This window comes from Bacillus sp. CCB-MMP212 (assembly GCF_022748145.1).
In the GTDB taxonomy this organism is placed as follows: domain Bacteria; phylum Bacillota; class Bacilli; order Bacillales; family Bacillaceae_G; genus Bacillus_A; species Bacillus_A cereus.
The window spans coordinates 488,051-507,162 of sequence record NZ_JALDQE010000002.1 but is presented as its reverse complement, the minus strand read 5'-3'; the positions used below and the strand labels follow the sequence as shown (position 1 = coordinate 507,162).

The following is a 19,112-nucleotide window of genomic DNA, read 5'->3' as shown; positions in this document are numbered from 1 at the left end:
CCTCCTGATTCCAGACATACTCTATTGAAAGCTTATTCAGCCTCGTCCAAAAAAATGCTATAATTAACTTTTAGTTAGAAAGGAGTGTTCATTTATGGCATTCGATGGATTATTTACAAGAGCAATTACACATGAAATTGCAAATTCTCTTTATACAGGAAGAATTTCCAAAATATATCAACCTTCAAAGTATGAGATTTTATTACATATTCGAGCAAACGGAAAGAACCAAAAACTAATTCTTTCGTCTCACCCTACATATGCGCGTCTGCACTTAACGAATCAAAACTACGATTCACCAGCAATACCGCCAATGTTTTGTATGCTTCTTCGTAAACATTTAGAAGGTGGGTTTATTGAAAAAATTGAACAAATTGACTTAGAACGTATTATTCAAATTACAGTTCGCAGTCGGAATGAAATTGGAGACGAATCATTAAAAACATTAGTAATCGAAATAATGGGCCGACATAGTAACATTATCTTAGTAGATACGAAAACAAATGTTATTTTAGATAGCTTAAAACACATATCTTTAGCGGTAAACCGCCATCGTACTGTATACGCTGGAGCTGAATATATTGCACCACCAGCACAACATAAAATTAACCCACTTCAGATTGAAACAAATGATGAATTTATTAGACCACTAGACTTTCTATCTGGAAACATGGATAAACAGCTTGTCGGCACCTTTACGGGAATATCCCCGTTATTCGCAAAAGAAGTAGTGAAAAAAGCTGGTATGGTAAATGAAAAAGCATTAGCGGATGCATTTTTCTCCATACAAAAACCATTATTAACTCATACATATTCACCAGCGATGACTACTTCAAATGGGAAAGAATTCTTTTATCTTTTCCCTCTTGCACACTTGCAAGGAGAAGATAAGACGTTCTCATCTGTTAGTGAATTGCTTGATCGTTTCTTTTTCGGAAAAGCAGAGCGCGATCGTGTAAAACAACAAGCTCATGATTTAGAACGCTTTATGCAAAATGAAAAAAATAAAAACGAGAAAAAACTCATTAAACTCGAAAAAACACTGCAAGATGCTGGAAAAGCAGATAAATATCAACTATTTGGAGAGCTACTTACAGCTAATATGTACGCTTTGAAAAAAGGCGATAAAGATATTGAGGTTGTTAATTATTACGATGAAAATGGCGGAACTGTAAAAATCACATTAGATCCTTTAAAAACACCATCTGAAAATGCACAACGCTATTTCCAAAAGTATCAAAAAGCAAAAAATTCAGTTGTTGTTGTAGAAGAACAAATCGAAAAAACCAATGAAGAAATTCTTTATTTTGATAGCTTACTTCAACAAATGGAAGCTGCTTCTTCAAAAGATATTGAAGAAATTCGTGAGGAATTAGCTGAAGAAGGTTATGTGCGCAATCGCAAAACGAAAAACGCAAAGAAAAAGCCTACTAAGCCAGTATTAGATAAATATTTAGCAAGTGATGGCACAGAGATTTTCGTTGGTAAAAACAATAAACAAAATGATTATTTAACAACGAAGTTTGCCCGCCGTGATGAAATTTGGTTACATACGAAAGATATACCTGGCTCTCACGTTGTCATTCGTTCTTTAGAGCCTGCTGAAGAAACTTTACTAGAAGCTGCCAAAATTGCCGCTTATTACAGTAAAGCGAAAGAGTCTAGCTCTGTACCTGTTGATTTCACTAAAATACGCCATGTGAAAAAACCGAGTGGTGCAAAACTTGGTTTTGTTACGTACGACAATCAGCAAACCGTATATGTAACACCAGATGCTGATATTGTAATGAAATTAAAAGCGTAAATACAAAAATGCGTTGCTTATAAGCAACGCATTTTTTATATTCGTTCACACTAGTTCATATACCCATTTACTAATTCATAACATCTTGCTTTTGTCATCTTATATTTCTCTTCTGAAGCTTCTATACGCCTCATCGTTCCGTTATTTGTATCAGTACCAATTGCTTTAACTTTACTTTCTTTTTCTTTAACCCACGCAATTTGTTTCGTTTTTAACGACTGAAACGCATCAGGTGACATCGTACTTTTTAATGTACTGTAAATTTCATTTAGTTTATTATCCCACAGTTCATAATTTCCTTCTATTTCATTTACTATATCATTGGTTGACATAGCATTCGTATGTTTTTCTTGTTTATCTATAGCAGCTAATTCACTTAAAACATTTGCTCTATCTATCTTTGAAGAAGATTCTTTTTGCGATTGTTTCTCTTCTTTTGAGCCTGTATACGCACTCGAATCCTTTCTCTGTACTTGTTCTGTTTCTTGAATATTTCTTTCTTTCGTTACCTTTTCATACCTATTTTTATCTACATTGTATGAAATAAGAGATGTTTTCGCATTTACAGTAATTAATCCGTTACTATCTTTGAATATGTATTTCTTATCGCCACTATTTTCTTCACTTACAAATGACACATTCTTATCGTCTGGCATTTTTAAAATTCTATTTGCTTCTTCTTTTGTAAGTTTTAAATCTTCAGGAAAAACGAATGACCATTTATCCATTAACCATTCCCCTTCTTTATACACCAAATGAAATTCCCAATCTTGGGCCGCATGACCTATTTCATCTTCTAAACTTAATGTATGTACCGTTAAATTTTCTTTATCTTGTGAAGAAGAAAATCTTATTTCAGTTTGAAAATAATTTGGGAATGGTAACATATCAGTCTCTCTCGATCTATTAAAGTTAGCAAGCAATTCAGGAAGCTGATTCTCTACAAACTTTTCTGAAACCAATCCTTTAACTCCTTTTTTAGCTGTCTCTAAATCCCCAGGATTATTTCGGCTCCATCCATTTTCTTTTTCCATCTCACTAAACGCATTTGCTATTCCATCTACACTCTTTCTTACAATCTTTTTCGCTTCTTTTTCTGTCACTTCTGGCGCTTCATCAAGCTGTTCAATCGTTTCATTTACTTGAACTTTGTGTTCACTTGTTTCACACCCCGTTATAACAAGCATACTAGCGCCCAAACAAAATGACATTACTTTACTTAATTTCTTCATACACTCACATTCCTTAACCCAGTTTTTTTCGTTACATCTCTTTACCTATAAAAAACGTAACAATCCCTTATTATACCAATTAACTTAATTTATTTATACAAAAAATATAATATTTAAATTAAAAAGATTTTCGTTTGCGAGTTTATATTATTGTTCAGTCACATAAAAACTTACTGTAAAAATTTTATATATATTTATTTTACATTCGTCTAGTTTTTTTGACACACAGCTACCCTCTTCTCTTTTATTCTAAATAAATATACTGGCACAATTCTTGCTTTATTAATGTAAAAAGGAGGAATTAAAATGAATGTAAGAATAACTAACATCCAAAAACAACTACATAATTACGGAATCGACGGGTTACTTATTACAAAAAAAGAAAACCGTCAATACGCAACAAACTTTACAGGTAGCGCAGGCGTTGTCTTAATCGCTGCGCATAAAGCTATTTTCATTACTGATTTCCGTTACGTAGATCAAGCAAAAAAGGAAATAAAAGCAGCAGAAATTATTATGCATAAAGGAAATTTAGAAGAAGAAGTTGCAAATCAAGTATCAAAATTAAACATTCAAAAACTTGGTATAGAAGACAATAATATGACTTTGCAACAATTTAAGAAACTACAAAAATATATACATACAGAAATGGTTCCAGTGTGTGAGATTATTGAAGATATTCGACTTATTAAAGACACATCTGAAATAGAAACAATGAAAATCGCAGCTACAATCGCTGACGAAGCATTTCACCATATTGTTACATTTCTAAAGCCTGGAATAAGCGAGACTGACGTTCGAGATGAGTTAGAATTTTTCATGCGAAAAAAAGGGGCTACATCTTCTTCATTCCAAATCATTGTAGCCTCAGGCGTTCGTTCTTCACTTCCCCATGGAGTTGCATCAAATAAAATAATCGAACGAGGCGATATCGTTACATTAGACTTCGGTGCACTTTACGACGGATATTGTTCCGATATAACACGTACCGTAGCAATCGGGGAACCATCGGAAGAATTCCAAAAAATATACAATGTTGTACGAGAAGCGTTAAAGCGTGGGACTGAAGCAATTAAGCCTGGAGAAACTGCGAAAAGTATCGATGATATAACGAGGAATTACATTACAGAACATGGATACGGTCAATACTTTGGCCACTCTACCGGGCACGGTCTTGGGTTAGAAATACATGAACCACTTCGCTTATCCCAAGAAAGCAAGGCAACTTTACAAGAAGGTATGGTTGTTACAGTTGAGCCGGGCATTTACATACCGAACTGGGGCGGTTGTAGAATCGAAGATGATATTGTCATCACCAAAGATGGTTATGACGTTATTACAAAATCAAATAGAGAACTAATTATAATCCCTTGTTAATATTATGAAGGTTTAAACAAAACTTTTTTTGCACATAGAATTCCTTCTCTGGAGTATTCATTTAAAGAGGGGGAATTTTAATTGAATTTTGTAATTGATAAATTGGAGGGTTTACATGTAGAATTTTCAAAGCTTGTTTCCATGATGAATTACGCTCGCTATACAACAATGCAAGCAGTGGAAAGTTTAACAATTGAAGAACTTGATTATTTATATGATAAGGAAGCAAATTCAATTGGCATGTTATTGTATCATATGGCTGCTATTGAATTTTACTACCAGATTCATACTTTTGAAGACCGTGAACCAACGGAGGCTGAATTAGAACGCTGGTTACCTGGCATTGAATTAGGCGATCTTGGGCGTGAGAAAATAAAAGGAAACGCTATAGAATTTTACATAAATACATTACAAGAAGTACGTTCCAAAACAATCGAGACTTTTCAATCGTTACCTGATGAATGGTTATTTAAAACGACAGACTTTTGGTATGACAAACCAGCAAATAACTATTTTAAGTGGTTTCACGTTTTTGAAGATGAAATCAATCATCGTGGACAAATTCGTTTAATTAAAAAGATGCAAAAAGCTCATGCAGTAAAATGAGGAAATGCCACCGAATAAGGTGGCATTTTCTTTTATTCATTAACGAATAGCTTTTCGTTTACTATTTTAGTGACTACCACTACCAACATTAAAATGCATATTAAATATAGCATTTTCGCAATAAACAACCACCCTTGAAACATTACAATTCCATCTATTATCTCATTTCCTTTCCATAACAAAAACGGAATTGTGCTGATTATAATGACAAATTCGATGCTGAAAACCATTTTCTTTTTTCGACTATATGCTTTCCATTCATTCCAGCGATACATAGGAGCAAAAATCAATACTCCTATACATAATATAACTGGTACCCATTCACTGTTAAGAAATTGTCCTGAAATAATTGATAATAGTAAACAAACTAGCACACCATAATATCCTATTTTTTCTCTCATTCGTACTCCCCCATTCTACTTCTCCTTTAATATGTAACTTGCTATACTTATAACAATTCTTAGAAAAATAACAACTATTATTACAAGATAAAGACCGTTTGCAGAAGACATCCATTCTTGAAAAATAGACATTTTCTCCATTTGTTTCTGACCCTCTATTAAAATAACCCCTGCGAACAATGAGCAAACAACGATGATACCTATCATAATTCCGATACTTTTTACTGTATTGTTTCATACCATCCCAGTTATATAAAAGTATAAATACAAACCCGAAAACAGGTATAATACTTATCCATTCATTGTTTGTAAATAGCTTTAAAATGATTAATAGACTACAAGATATGATAAATCCCAAAAATCCAATTTTTTTGTGCATAAGCCCTCCTCGAATTCCATTTTTAGGATTAATTGTATTTTAACATCCATTTTTATCCTTACCATTGCAGTACATGAAATTTTACCTTTTTTTCTGTTTCTTATACTCACATACTTTCCCTACTTTCATACAATAAACTACACGATTGCCTAAGGATGTGAATGTTATGGGAGTTGAATTAACGCTATTACACGCTCTCTATGTTATTTGTTTACTCACTATTATTACCTTTTTTATTCTCCGGAAAGATACTACAATTATTTGTATCGTTTTTATCTTTTTATTAGCATTAACTGCTACAAGTTCTATCCCTCTTGCCGTTAGCGGCATTTTTCAAAGTTTTATTTACGCCATTACTGAGCTATTACCAACTATATTAATCATTTCTATTATTGTATCCATGAGCAATTTACTCGTTCATACCGGTATAAATGATACAATGATTTCACCATTTACAAAGATGATCCGTACCCCTACCCTCGCCTACTGGATTATTGGCCTTTTGATGATGACAATTTCTTTCTTCTTTTGGCCTTCTCCCGCTGTCGCCTTAATGGGAGCTATTTTATTACCGGTTGCTGTACGTGTCGGTCTTCCTCCAATTGGAGTAGCAATTGCTATGAACTTATTCGGTCATGGGATTGCTTTATCCGGCGACTTCGTTATACAAGGCGCACCAAAATTAACCGCAGACGCTGCTGATCTCCCTGTTTCCAGCGTCGTATCTGCAAGTGTTCCACTCGTTATCGTTATGGGCGTTGTGACAACTTGCGTCGCTTTTTTCTTCTTACGAAAAGAGTTTCATACAGGCTTAGCTATACAAGAATCTATTCTATCAACTGAGTCTTCTAAAACGCTCACTTCATTATCTCCTCGCACAAAGAAATGGCTCGCTATTTGTATCCCTATCGTATATATCATTGATATCCTTTGCATGATTCAATTTCAACTACAAGGAAGCGACGCAACTGCACTTATCGGCGGAACAACTGTTATTATGATTATCATCATTTCTCTCATCGCCTACAAAGGTAATGGACTGAATAAAACGACCGATTATTTCATAGAAGGGCTCCAATTTGGCTTTAAAATTTTCGGACCAGTTATTCCTATCGCTGCACTCTTTTATTTAGGAGATAGTGGCTTTGTGAAAATTATCGGAGACTATTTACCGAAAGGTTCACACGGAATCATTAACGACTTAGGCATCGCTTTATCTCAAACTGTTCCTTTAAATCAATATGTATCGGCAGGGACATTAACCATCGTGGGTGTCATTACCGGCTTAGATGGATCAGGTTTTTCAGGTATATCACTTGCTGGTTCCATTGCCAATCTTTTTGGAACAGCACTTGGCCATGGAACAGCTACATTAACAGCACTCGGGCAAATTGCAGCTATATGGACCGGGGGCGGGACGTTAATTCCTTGGGCACTTATTCCTGCTGCTGCGATTTGTAAAGTCGATCCATTTGAACTTGCACGCCGAAACTTTTTACCGGTTGTTATCGGTTTAATTGTCACCACGATCGTTGCGATGTTTATCCTATAACGTAAGCAAGTGTTCTCTTGCTTACGTTTTTTGCTTGTAAAATTCATCATGAATTATCAGTTTTCAAGAGGGATTCGTTATTACTTAGCGAAATTATATTAGGAGAGTAATTATTTCAAAACGTTTACGAGAAACAGATTACTGCAATTAGAAAAGGGGACATACCTATGAATGAATTGATTTTCGTCTTATTAATTTGTCCATTATTTATCTTTATCGTATCTGTTATTGGAACACGCAAAACGAAAACGTATTACGTAATGCCGATTGTAACGTTTGCTAGTTTTTTAATAATAGGTGTTATCGCCTTTACTCCAAAATTTTTCTTTTGGGTTGGCATGTACAGCATCTTCTCGTTTATCGTTTCTTATATGACGCTATTGTTTGTGAAAGGATATGAGGTTGCTGAAAACGCTAAATAGTTGTTAGCAAGGAGACAGCAATATGATTTTCTTTGATATTGATGGAACTTTACTTGATTATGAGGCTGCTGAAAGAAATGGTATTATAGATTTTTTTCAAATATATATTTACTTCTAGTGAACTTGGTATATCGAAACCAGATCCTGAAATTTTTCACAGAACCGTATTACAATCGAACCTTGAAATGAAAGATTGCTATTATATTGGCGATCGATTAGAGACTGATGCGATTAATAGTACAGCAGCTGGGATGCAAGGGATATGGTTAAATCGAGATAACTCACAACTCAAGTACGATATTCCTACTATCTGTTCTTTACATGAAGTTTTAACAATAATATAAAAAACGACCGCGTTCCCCCGCGGTCGTTTTTTTCATGTTACGCTGTGATCCAAGCTTCGTTAGCTGGATTTTTACGCCACTCTTGTAATTTTTTCGTTTCAGCTTGTCCGATCATACCTTTTTCTGCTGCAACTTCAGTTAATGCACTGTAATCACTTAAAGAATATGATGCTACGTTAGCTGCTTCTAGCTTTTCTTTTCCTGCTTCTAGCTCGTATGTGAAGATTGATACGATTCCTAATACTTCACAGCCAGCTTCGCGAAGTGCTTCTACACATGTAATTGCACTTCCGCCAGTTGAAATTAAGTCTTCTACTACTACAACTTTTTGACCTTTTTCAGCTTTTCCTTCAATTTGATTCCCTTTACCGTGGCCTTTTGCTTTACTACGTACGTAGCACATTGGTAAATCCATACGATCGCTTACCCATGCAGCGTGCGCGATACCAGCAGTTGCTGTTCCTGCAATAACTTCTACAGTTGGGAAGTGCTCTTTAATTAACTCTTCTAATCCAGCTGCAATCGCTTGACGTACTTTTGGATAAGATAAAGTTAAACGGTTATCACAATAAATTGGTGATTTCATACCTGAAGACCATGTGAATGGATCATTCGGTTGTAAAAATACTGCTCCAATTTCTAATAAATGCGATGCGATTTCTTTTTTCATACTGTTACACCTTCCCACTGTTGTTTTACTGTTTTATACGCTTCAAGCGGATTTTCTGCTTTTGTAATACTACGTCCAACTACGATGTAGCTTGAGCCAAGTTCCCTCGCACGTTTCGGTGTTGCTACGCGCACCTGGTCATTTACATCATCGCTTGCAAGACGAATCCCCGGTGTTACTGTTACAAATTCATTCCCGCATACTTCACGTAATTTTGGAACTTCAAGCGTTGAGCAAACTACGCCATCAAGTCCACTTTCTTTCGTTAGTTTTGCATAATGAGCAACCGCTTCTTCTAACGTCTTCTCAATGCCAATCTCTTTTTTCATCATAGCTTCCGAAGTGCTTGTTAGTTGTGTAACTGCAATACAAATCGGTCTCTCTTTTCCTTCTTGCTTACCTTCCTCTAATCCCTCAATCGCAGCTTTCATCATGCTGCTTCCCCCAGCAGCATGAACATTTACCATATCAACATCTAGACTAGCTAGGCTACGCATAGCGCTTTTTACTGTATTCGGAATATCATGAAGTTTTAAATCTAGAAAAATCTTATGTCCTTTTTCTTTTAAGTACGTAATAATTGCAGGGCCTTCTTTGTAAAATAACTCCATACCAACTTTGACAAATAACTCTTCCCCTTCAAAGTGGCGCAAGAATTGTTCTACATCTTGTTTCCCTGGAAAATCTAGTGCAACGATTAACGACTGTGACATGTTTGCTTCCAGCTCCTTCCTTGACATTCCGAAATGTGATCAAATCCTAATTCATCTAGTAATGCTGGTAACTCTTCAATAATTGTCGGACATACGAACGGATCGATAAAGTTCGCTGTACCTACTGCAACTGCGCTTGCGCCAGCGTAGAAGAATTCAATTACATCTTCCGCTGTTTCAATACCACCCATTCCGATAATTGGAATGTTAACCGCTTGGCTTACTTCATGTACCATACGAATTGCTACTGGCTTAATCGCAGGACCTGATAATCCGCCTGTACGGTTTGCTAAAATTGGTTTAGCTGTTTTTAAATCTAAACGCATACCAAGCAATGTATTAATCATCGTTAAACCATCTGCACCTGCATTTTCAATCGCTTTTGCAATTTCCACTATGTTTGCCACGTTTGGTGACAACTTCACGTATACAGGTACTTCAGAAACCTCTTTTACTCGCTTCGTTAAATCAGCAGCAATTTCAGGATTTGTACCAAAGGCGATACCACCTGTTTTTACGTTCGGACAAGAAATATTTAATTCTAGTGCATGGACATTAGGCGCTTTAGAAATTTCCTTTGCAACCGCTACATAATCCTCAGCTTGTGAGCCTGCAACGTTCGCAATGATTGGAAGGTCAAATTGTTCTAACCATGGTAATTCAGAATTCATTACTTTTTCTAACCCTGGGTTTTGAAGTCCGATCGCATTTAACATGCCGCCCGGTGTTTCAGCAACACGAGGCGTTGGATTTCCATAGCGTGGTTGTTCTGTCGTCGCTTTAATCATGATTGATCCTAGTACACTTAAATCGTAAAACTGTGCATATTCACGACCAAATCCAAAGCATCCAGATGCCGGTATAATTGGATTTTTTAATGATAATCCTGGTAATTCAACTTGCAATCTGTTCATAGTACAACCTCCCCGATTGGAAATACTGGTCCGTCGCTACACACCTTCTTGTAAGAATGTCCACTTGGATCTTCTTGTAAGTGGCATACACATGCGAAACAAGCTCCAATACCGCAGCCCATACGTTCTTCTAATGAAATATAGGCTTTTTTCTCTTTGTAACGTCCTTCTAATGCACGAAGCATCGCTAACGGACCACATGAATAAAGAATATCAAAGTCAATTCCGTAATTATCAATTACATCTGTGACAAATCCTTTTGTACCGTGTGTACCATCTACTGTCGCAACGTACGTATCACCAAGTTCTGCAAATTTTTCTTCATAGAAAACTACATCTTTCGTTTGAAAACCTAAGATGTGAATTACACGTACACCTTTTGCAACGAGGCGCTGTGATAGTTCATAAAGTGGTGGTACACCAATCCCCCCGCCTACTAGTAAAGCTGTTTGACCAGCTTCTGCTTCTTCTACAGGAAAACCGTGTCCTAGTGGTCCTAGTACGTCTACCATTTCACCTTGTTTTCTAGTTGCTAATGTTTTTGTCCCTTGTCCTTCCGCACGATATAGCATTGTAAATTCGTTCTTCTCTTGATCTACATTACAAATACTAATCGGGCGGCGCAGAAGGGGCGCAATGCCCTCTGCTACCTTAATGTGTACAAACTGCCCTGGTTCGTTCATTTGCTGTACTAAAGTTCCTTGAAGCACTAACTCGTAAATGTTTTTTGCGATTTCTTTTTGATTAACGACGATCATATTTTGCTTTTGCATCATGCATGTACCACCTCGTGACGCTTTGTTTGCGTAATTTCTTTCATTGAATGAGCTGAGAATGTCATAGATTCTAATACTCGTAAGATTGCTCTTGTTGTATCAAGTGATGTTAAGCAAGCCACACCATTTTCTACTGATTCACGGCGAATGCGGAAACCATCACGCGCTGGTTGTTTACCTTTTGTTAATGTGTTAATTACAAACTGTGCTTTTCCTTGACGGATGATATCTAGTAAGTTGTAGTCTTCAGAATCAATTTTGTTTACAACTTGTACTGGGATATTTTGCTCTTCTAATGATTGTGCTGTTCCAGCTGTTGCTAATAAGTTATAGCCGATTTCGTGGAAACGTTTTGCAATTTCCATCGCCTCTTCTTTATCTTTATCCGCTACAGTAATGATTACTGATCCGTGCGTTGGGATGTTAATTCCTGAAGCAACTAATCCTTTATATAATGCTTTTTCAAGCGTTAAGTCTTTACCCATTACTTCCCCTGTTGATTTCATTTCAGGTCCTAATGTTGTATCAACTGAACGTAGTTTCGCGAATGAGAATACCGGAGCTTTTACATATACTTCTTTCTCTTCTGGGTGATAGCCCGTTCCGTATCCTTGCTCTACTAGGTCTTGCCCTAAAATAACTTTCGTTGCAACATTCGCCATCGGTACGCCTGTAATTTTACTTAAGAACGGTACTGTACGGCTTGCACGTGGGTTTACTTCAATTACGTACACTTGATCTTTGAATACTACAAACTGGATATTTAGTAATCCAACAATGTTTAATCCTTTTCCAAGTGCAATTGTATGTTCAATGATTTGTTCTTTTAGTTTTTCAGATAAACTTTGTGGTGGATATACTCCAATTGAGTCACCAGAGTGAACTCCAGCGCGTTCAATATGTTCCATAATACCTGGAATGAATACATTCTCACCATCTGAAATTGCATCTACTTCAATTTCTTTACCAACCATGTAACGGTCGATTAATACTGGGTGATCTGCATGAACTTTAACTGCATTTTTCATGTAGTGCAGCAGTTCTTCTTGACGATATACGATTTCCATCGCACGTCCACCTAGTACGTAAGATGGTCTTACTAATACTGGATAACCAATTTCTTCTGCGATTGCTACCGCTTGTTCTACAGTCGTTGCTGTTTTACCAACTGGTTGCGGGATACCAAGTTTTGTTAAAGCAGCTTCAAATTTATCACGATCTTCTGCACGGTCTAAGTCTTCAAGTGATGTTCCTAAGATTTTCACACCGTGAGCCTCTAATTTCGCCGCTAAGTTAATTGCCGTTTGTCCACCGAACTGAACAATAACGCCTTCTGGTTTTTCTAAATCAATGATGTGCATTACATCTTCAATTGTTAATGGTTCAAAGTATAATTTGTCAGAAATACTGAAGTCTGTTGAAACTGTTTCTGGATTGTTATTAACAATGATTGCCTCATATCCAGCTTCTTTAATTGCCCATACAGAGTGAACTGTTGCATAGTCAAACTCAACCCCTTGACCGATACGGATTGGACCAGACCCTAGTACAACAACACTCTTACGATCTGTTATCACCGATTCATTCTCATCACCATATGTGCTGTAGTAGTATGGTGTTGCAGATTCAAACTCTGCCGCACAAGTATCTACCATTTTATAAACAGGAGTTATATTGCTTTCTTTACGCATATCGTAAATTTCACGCTCCGTTTTGTTCCAAGCAGCTGCAATGTAGTGATCACTGAAGCCCATTTCTTTCGCAGCTTGTAGTACTTCCATATTTCCTACATTCGCTTTTACTTCGCGTTCCATATTTACGATGTTTTCAATTTTTTGTAAGAAGAAGAAGTCCATTTCACACCATTCGTTGATTTCTTCTTTCGTTACACCTTGACGAATTGCTTCTGCTACAATAAACAGTCGCTCATCGTCTGCTTTAATAATGCGTTTTTTCATTGTTTCTTTATCAAGTTCTTTTAAGTGGTCTAATTCTAAGTGATAAATGCCAAGCTCTAAAGAACGAACCGCTTTTAATAATGATTGCTCTAAGTTACGTCCGATTGACATAACTTCACCAGTTGCCTTCATTTGTGTACCAAGTGTTCTGTTTGCTGATTCAAACTTATCAAATGGCCAGCGTGGAATTTTTGAAACAACATAGTCTAATGCTGGCTCGAAGCAAGCGTAAGTTTTTTGTGTTACTGGGTTTATGATTTCATCTAATGTTAAGCCGACTGCAATTTTCGCTGCTAATTTTGCAATTGGATATCCAGTCGCTTTAGATGCTAGTGCAGATGAACGACTTACACGTGGGTTTACTTCGATTACATAGTATTGGAAGCTATGTGGATCTAGTGCAAGCTGAACGTTACATCCACCTTCAATTCCTAATGCACGAATAATTCGTAATGAAGTGTTTCGTAACATTTGATATTCACGGTCGCTTAATGTTTGGCTTGGTGCTACTACGATAGAATCACCTGTGTGAACCCCAACTGGATCGATGTTTTCCATGTTACATACTACAATCGCGTTATCATTCGAATCACGCATTACTTCATATTCAATTTCCTTACAACCAGCAATGCTCTTTTCTAATAAACATTGTGTTACTGGACTATGTTTTAATCCACCGGATACGATTTCAATTAGTTCTTCTTCATTACTACAAATTCCGCCACCTGTTCCTCCCATTGTAAATGCTGGGCGAACAATAACTGGATAACCAATTTCTTTTACAAATTCATGTGCTTCTTCCAGCGTATGAATGATCGTACTAGATGGAATTGGTTCATTTAAATCCTGCATTAATGTACGGAATAAATCGCGATCCTCCGCTTGCTCGATGGCTGATAATTTCGTTCCTAAAATTTCAACTCCGCATTCTTCAAGTATGCCTGATTTCGCAAGTTCAACAGCCATATTTAACCCTGTTTGACCACCTAATGTTGGTAAGATTGCATCTGGACGTTCTTTACGAATAATACGGCTTACGAATTCTAATGTTAATGGTTCGATATATACTTTATCTGCTGTTGCAGTATCTGTCATAATTGTTGCTGGGTTAGAGTTAACAAGGATTACTTTGTAACCTTCTTCTCTTAGAGATTGACAAGCTTGTGTACCAGAGTAGTCAAACTCCGCTGCTTGCCCAATTACAATTGGTCCTGATCCGATTACTAAAATTGTGTTAATGTCTAGGCGTTTTGGCATAACTCTTCCCCTTCTTTCTTGAAGTTTTCAATCATTGCTAAGAAATCTTCGAATAAATCATTTGCATCTTCAGGTCCTGCTGAAGCTTCTGGATGGTATTGTACTGTAAATGCTGGGAACTTCTTATGACGAAGACCTTCTACTGTTCCATCATTTAAAGCAACATGTGTAATTTCAAGCTCTGTATTTTCAACTGATTCTTCTTCTACTGCGTAACCATGGTTTTGAGATGTAATTGCTACTTTTCCAGTTGCAAGATTTTTTACTGGATGGTTTAAACCACGGTGACCGAATTTCAACTTACTTGTATTTGCACCAGATGCTAGAGCGAACAATTGATGTCCTAGGCAAATTCCGAATAAAGGAACTTTACCGATAATGTCTTTTAACATTTCAATTGCTTCTGGTACATCTTTTGGATCCCCAGGTCCGTTACTTAACATAATTCCATCTGGGCTAAGGCGTAAAATTTCTTCTGCTGTTGTGTTGTAAGGAACTACAATTACATCACAGTCACGCTTATTTAATTCTCGTAAAATACCATGTTTCATTCCGAAGTCTACAAGTACAACTCGGTGTCCGCGTCCTGGACTTGGGTATGGATCTTTCGTTGATACGCGTTTCACGTGATCTGTAAATACTGTCGCTTTTAATTGGCTCACGATGTATTCTACATCTGCATCCATGTTACAAAGGCGTCCGCGTAATGTACCGTATTGACGAATTTTTCTCGTTAATTTTCTCGTATCAATTCCTGCTAATCCCGGGATGTTTCTTTCTTTTAAGTAATCATTTAACGAAATTTCATTACGGAAGTTTGATGGATGATCACAAATTTCGTTTACGATTAAACCATTTACAGATGGGTGAATCGATTCGAAATCGTCACGGTTAATGCCGTAGTTTCCGATTAATGGGTACGTGAATGTTACGATTTGACCGCAATATGATGGATCAGATAATGTTTCTTGATATCCAGTCATTCCTGTTGTAAATACAACCTCACCTGACTTTTCGATTTCTCCTCCGAAACCTTTTCCAATTAATACTGTTCCATCTTCTAAGATAAGTTGTCTTTTCATACTAATGCACTCTCCTTTTGCCATGCGATCTTACCACCAACGATTGTCATTACCGGCCATCCTTGGCATTTCCAACCTGCGAATGGTGTATTTTTTCCTTTTGATAAGAATGTTGTTGGATCAATCTCTTCTTCTTGTTCTAAATCAATGATTGTAATATCAGCTGTTCTACCTTCTTTCAGGCGACCTGCTTCTAAGCCGAATGTATCAGCTGGCTTTTCTGTTAAATATTGAATTAATTGTTCTAGCGTAATAACTCCTTTTTTCACAAGGTTTGTGTATAGAAGCGGGAATGCTGTTTCAAAACCAGTAATTCCGAATGGTGCTCTTTCAATTCCTTGTGCTTTCTCTTCCGCTGTATGCGGTGCATGGTCAGTTGCGATCATATCGATCGTTCCATCTAATAAACCTTCAATTAATGCTGCATGGTCTTCTTTTCCACGAAGCGGTGGGTTCATTTTAAAATTAGGATCAGCTGATGGGATATCATCTTCACATAACACTAGGTGATGTGGTGTTACTTCTGCTGTTACTTTAATTCCAGCGCGTTTCGCATCACGGATTACACGTACTGAACCTTTCGTACTTACGTGACATACGTGATAGTGACAATCTGCTGCTTCCGCAAGCAATATATCCCTTGCAATATGTACAGATTCACATACTGATGGGATACCGTTTAATCCGTGTTTCTCAGAAAACTTCCCTTCATGTACACAACCTTTATTAATAAGCGTATTCTCTTCACAGTGCGCAACTACTGCCATATCTAATTTTGCTGCACGTTTCATAGCCGCTAACATCATGCTCGCATCTTGTACGCCTACGCCGTCATCTGTGAAAGCAAATGCTCCAAGTTCTTTTAATGTTTCGAAATCTGTCATTTCAGAACCAGCTTGACGTACTGTAATTGCTCCGTATGGTAGTACGTTGACATGCGCTTTTTCTTTAATACGATTTTGCAAGTCTTCCATATGTTCTCTGCAATCTGGTACTGGACGTGTATTTGGCATTGCACAAATTGTAGTGAATCCACCTTTTGCCGCTGCTAGTGTACCTGTTTCAATTGTTTCTTTATGTTCACCACCTGGTTCACGAAGATGTACGTGTACATCTACTAATCCAGGTGCGATTAACTTTCCGTTCACATCGATTACTTCAGCATTATCTGCCGTAATATTTTCTGCTACCTTAGCGATTTTACCGTCTTGTACGAGAAGATCTGTTGCTACAATTTTTCCTTCTTCATTCATATAACGACCATTTTTAAACAAGTAATTCATGTTTCATTCCTCCTAATACATTTGGTAAGGCGCGTTTTAGTACAGCCATTCTTACGTAAACTCCATTTTCCATTTGTTTAAATATGCGTGAACGCTCACACTCAACAAGTTCACTTGCAATTTCAACATCACGGTTTACGGGAGCTGGATGCATAATAATGCTTCCTTCTTTCATACGCTTTTCTCTTTCTGCTGTTAATCCGTGTTTCTCATGATATTCTTTCATAATGTCTGTTTCATAATGATCATGACGCTCATGTTGTACACGGAGTAACATCATTACATCCACTTCTGGAACAAGTTCATCTAATGGTTTGTATGTTCCAAATGTGTTGTCTTCACCTTTCCACTCTTCTGGACTTGCAAAGTAAATTGTTGCACCAAGCTTCGTTAATGCTTCTGCATTAGAACGTGCTACTCGGCTATGACGAACATCTCCTACTATTGCAATCTTCAAACCTTCAAATCTTCCAAACTCTTGTTTAATTGTAAGAAGGTCGAGTAGGCACTGTGTTGGGTGGTTTCCACATCCATCTCCAGCGTTTAAGATCGGGATATTCACCTGATCTTTTAGTTCATCGAAGTAGCGATCTTGCTCATGGCGGATGACCACTGCTTTTGTTCCGATTGATTCTAGTGTTCTTATCGTATCGTATAAAGTTTCTCCTTTTTGTACGCTAGATGCATCAGCTGAAAAGTTTAAAACATCTAGTCCTAATCTCTTCTCAGCAACTTCAAAGCTAAATCTCGTTCTCGTACTATTCTCAAAGAACAAGTTTGCAACAAAAGTTTGCTCTGTCGTTTTGCTCTCTTTTCCATTCGCAAAATCTTCTGCGTCTTTTAGGATTTCTGAAATTTCTACTTCCGATAATTCACTCATCGTTAACAAATGGCTCATCGTCATCCCTCATCTTTCTGATTTTTATGTTACCACTTTTGTATTTTTATAACAACCTTTGCATAAAAATACCCTAGTCATGTAAGACTAGGGTGCAAGGAAGAAGCCACCCTTTTCTGTCTCACAGGACTGAATTAAAAGGTTATTTTTATGAAGCAATCTGCTTAGATTGTTTTGTATGTTTTTCTTGTTTTGTTTCTGGTAGTAGTAGATTTAACAGTACACCTACAATTGCTGCAAGCGCCATTCCTTCGACTTGGAATGAATCCCCTACGTGAAGTACCGCTCCACCAATACCGATTACTAGTATTACTGATGCAATCATTAAGTTTCGTTTGTCACTTAAATCTGTTTTATCATCTACCATCATGCGTAATCCGCTTGATGCGATTACACCGAATAGTAAGATTGATACCCCGCCCATAACTGGTGTTGGGATCGAATGAATCAGTGCAGAAATCTTACCGATAAATCCGAACATGATTGCGAATACTGCTGAACCGATGAATAAGTATACACTGTATGCTCTCGTAATTGCTAGCACACCGATGTTTTCACCATACGTTGTATTCGGTGGCCCACCGATTAGTGATGCAATTAATGTTGCTACTCCGTCACCGAAGATCGAACGGTGTAAACCTGGTTTTTCAATTAAATCTCTTTTAATAACATTTCCAAGTACAATTTGATGTCCGATATGTTCTGATATTGTTACTAGTGCAACTGGTACCATCAAGAGTACAATCTTCCATGTAAACTCTGGTGTGTATGTTACAAATGGTACTGTGAAATCTGGTACAACAAACCATTTTGCCTCAGCTACCGGCTTTAAGTCTACTAGCCCTTGGAAGTAAGCGAAGATATATCCGCCGATAATGCCAAGTAACACTGGTATGATACTGAAAAATCCTCTTCCGAATATCGAGCAAATGATTGTAATTGCTAATGTTACTAATGCTACTGAAAAATGTGTAAAGCTGTATTTGCCATCCGCACCGTTCATCGCCATGTTAACCGCTGTATGTGCTAAAGCTAGACCGATTACCATTACTACTGGACCAACTACGATTGGTGGTAGTAGTTTCATAATCCACTCTGATCCTGATTTCTTAATTCCGAGTGAGATTAAGATGTACACAAGCCCTGCTAGTAAACCACCAAGCATTGCTGCTCCCGGCCCACCTGCCGTTTTCGCTGTTATAATCGGTGCGATAAAGGCGAATGATGATCCTAAATATGCTGGTACTTGACCTTTCGTTATAAGAAGAAACGCTAGCGTTCCTAATCCACTTGATATTAATGCTACTGATGGATTCAATCCTGTTAAAAACGGAACAAGCACTGTTGATCCAAACATCGCGAACAAATGTTGTATACTTAAAAATAACCATTTTCCCGGTTTCGGTATTTCATTAACGTCTAACACTGGCTTTTGTTCCATTGT

General features: G+C 37.2%; 16 protein-coding genes and 2 pseudogenes. 6 read left to right on the top strand and 12 right to left on the bottom strand.

Annotation, left to right across the window (positions count from 1 at the left end; translation table 11 throughout):
- Window positions 1–94 precede the first annotated feature (94 nt).
- Window positions 95–1,804, top strand: a complete 1,710-nt coding sequence (locus MRP26_RS07490) for an Rqc2 family fibronectin-binding protein (protein ID WP_000863271.1) — start codon at window positions 95–97, stop codon at window positions 1,802–1,804.
- A 50-nt stretch (window positions 1,805–1,854) separates the two neighbouring features.
- On the opposite strand, the gene MRP26_RS07485 is transcribed toward MRP26_RS07490, so the two are convergent.
- On the bottom strand, window positions 1,855–3,036 hold the full coding sequence (locus tag MRP26_RS07485; protein ID WP_197242684.1) for a lysozyme inhibitor LprI family protein: 1,182 nt from the start codon (window positions 3,034–3,036) through the stop codon (window positions 1,855–1,857).
- Window positions 3,037–3,342: 306 nt separating this feature from the next.
- On the opposite strand from MRP26_RS07485, the gene MRP26_RS07480 reads away from it, so the two are divergent.
- Together MRP26_RS07480 and MRP26_RS07475 are read left to right on the top strand one after the other, a co-directional pair.
- Window positions 3,343–4,413: a M24 family metallopeptidase gene (locus tag MRP26_RS07480; protein WP_197242685.1), complete on the top strand. Its 1,071-nt coding sequence runs from the start codon at window positions 3,343–3,345 to the stop codon at window positions 4,411–4,413.
- 81 nt (window positions 4,414–4,494) lie between these two features.
- Window positions 4,495–5,019 (top strand): DinB family protein, encoded by a 525-nt coding sequence (locus tag MRP26_RS07475; RefSeq protein WP_001012056.1) that lies wholly within the window; start codon window positions 4,495–4,497, stop codon window positions 5,017–5,019.
- 32 nt (window positions 5,020–5,051) lie between these two features.
- Here the strand turns inward: MRP26_RS07475 and MRP26_RS07470 are convergent, their stop codons facing one another.
- Together MRP26_RS07470 and MRP26_RS07465 are read right to left on the bottom strand one after the other, a co-directional pair.
- Window positions 5,052–5,420: a YoqO family protein gene (locus MRP26_RS07470; protein WP_001208250.1), complete on the bottom strand. Its 369-nt coding sequence runs from the start codon at window positions 5,418–5,420 to the stop codon at window positions 5,052–5,054.
- A gap of 15 nt (window positions 5,421–5,435) precedes the next feature.
- Window positions 5,436–5,799, bottom strand: a pseudogene (locus MRP26_RS07465) (YoqO family protein).
- A 166-nt stretch (window positions 5,800–5,965) separates the two neighbouring features.
- Between MRP26_RS07465 and MRP26_RS07460 the strand changes: the two are divergent.
- The 3 genes and pseudogenes from MRP26_RS07460 to MRP26_RS07450 all read left to right on the top strand — a co-directional run.
- Complete coding sequence (locus MRP26_RS07460) at window positions 5,966–7,351, top strand: hypothetical protein (RefSeq protein ID WP_197242687.1); 1,386 nt, start codon at window positions 5,966–5,968, stop codon at window positions 7,349–7,351.
- A 167-nt stretch (window positions 7,352–7,518) separates the two neighbouring features.
- The gene (locus MRP26_RS07455) at window positions 7,519–7,773 is read left to right on the top strand and encodes a YbeF family protein (protein WP_001003915.1); all 255 of its coding nucleotides are present in this window, start codon (window positions 7,519–7,521) and stop codon (window positions 7,771–7,773) included.
- A 92-nt stretch (window positions 7,774–7,865) separates the two neighbouring features.
- Window positions 7,866–8,117: pseudogene (locus MRP26_RS07450) on the top strand (HAD family hydrolase); the annotation flags it as partial.
- A gap of 37 nt (window positions 8,118–8,154) precedes the next feature.
- On the opposite strand, the gene pyrE reads toward MRP26_RS07450, so the two are convergent.
- The 9 genes from pyrE to uraA all read right to left on the bottom strand — a co-directional run bounded on the left by pyrE (window position 8,155) and on the right by uraA (window position 19,109).
- The gene (gene pyrE, locus MRP26_RS07445) at window positions 8,155–8,787 is read right to left on the bottom strand and encodes an orotate phosphoribosyltransferase (protein WP_000711449.1); all 633 of its coding nucleotides are present in this window, start codon (window positions 8,785–8,787) and stop codon (window positions 8,155–8,157) included.
- Window positions 8,784–9,500, bottom strand: a complete 717-nt coding sequence (gene pyrF / locus MRP26_RS07440; RefSeq protein WP_000083496.1) for an orotidine-5'-phosphate decarboxylase — start codon at window positions 9,498–9,500, stop codon at window positions 8,784–8,786. Before pyrF ends, pyrE begins: the two co-directional genes overlap by 4 nt.
- Entirely contained in the window at window positions 9,485–10,414 is a 930-nt protein-coding gene (pyrD, locus tag MRP26_RS07435) for a dihydroorotate oxidase B catalytic subunit (protein ID WP_001081057.1), read from the bottom strand. The genes pyrF and pyrD overlap by 16 nt, the downstream gene beginning before the upstream one ends.
- The gene (gene pyrK, locus MRP26_RS07430; RefSeq protein ID WP_000983359.1) at window positions 10,411–11,190 is read right to left on the bottom strand and encodes a dihydroorotate oxidase B electron transfer subunit; all 780 of its coding nucleotides are present in this window, start codon (window positions 11,188–11,190) and stop codon (window positions 10,411–10,413) included. The genes pyrD and pyrK overlap by 4 nt, the downstream gene beginning before the upstream one ends.
- Complete coding sequence (gene carB, locus MRP26_RS07425) at window positions 11,187–14,405, bottom strand: carbamoyl-phosphate synthase large subunit (RefSeq protein ID WP_001126128.1); 3,219 nt, start codon at window positions 14,403–14,405, stop codon at window positions 11,187–11,189. Before carB ends, pyrK begins: the two co-directional genes overlap by 4 nt.
- Window positions 14,390–15,487 (bottom strand): carbamoyl phosphate synthase small subunit, encoded by a 1,098-nt coding sequence (locus tag MRP26_RS07420; protein WP_000828670.1) that lies wholly within the window; start codon window positions 15,485–15,487, stop codon window positions 14,390–14,392. The genes carB and MRP26_RS07420 overlap by 16 nt, the downstream gene beginning before the upstream one ends.
- Window positions 15,484–16,770, bottom strand: a complete 1,287-nt coding sequence (pyrC, locus tag MRP26_RS07415; RefSeq protein WP_001108371.1) for a dihydroorotase — start codon at window positions 16,768–16,770, stop codon at window positions 15,484–15,486. Before pyrC ends, MRP26_RS07420 begins: the two co-directional genes overlap by 4 nt.
- Window positions 16,754–17,668 carry an aspartate carbamoyltransferase gene (gene pyrB / locus MRP26_RS07410; RefSeq protein WP_242806067.1) on the bottom strand — a complete coding sequence of 305 codons (915 nt, stop codon included), beginning with the start codon at window positions 17,666–17,668 and terminating at the stop codon, window positions 16,754–16,756. Before pyrB ends, pyrC begins: the two co-directional genes overlap by 17 nt.
- Before the next feature lie 148 nt (window positions 17,669–17,816).
- Window positions 17,817–19,109, bottom strand: coding sequence for a uracil permease (uraA, locus tag MRP26_RS07405; RefSeq protein WP_242806065.1), 1,293 nt, complete (start codon window positions 19,107–19,109; stop codon window positions 17,817–17,819).
- Window positions 19,110–19,112: the final 3 nt, after the last annotated feature.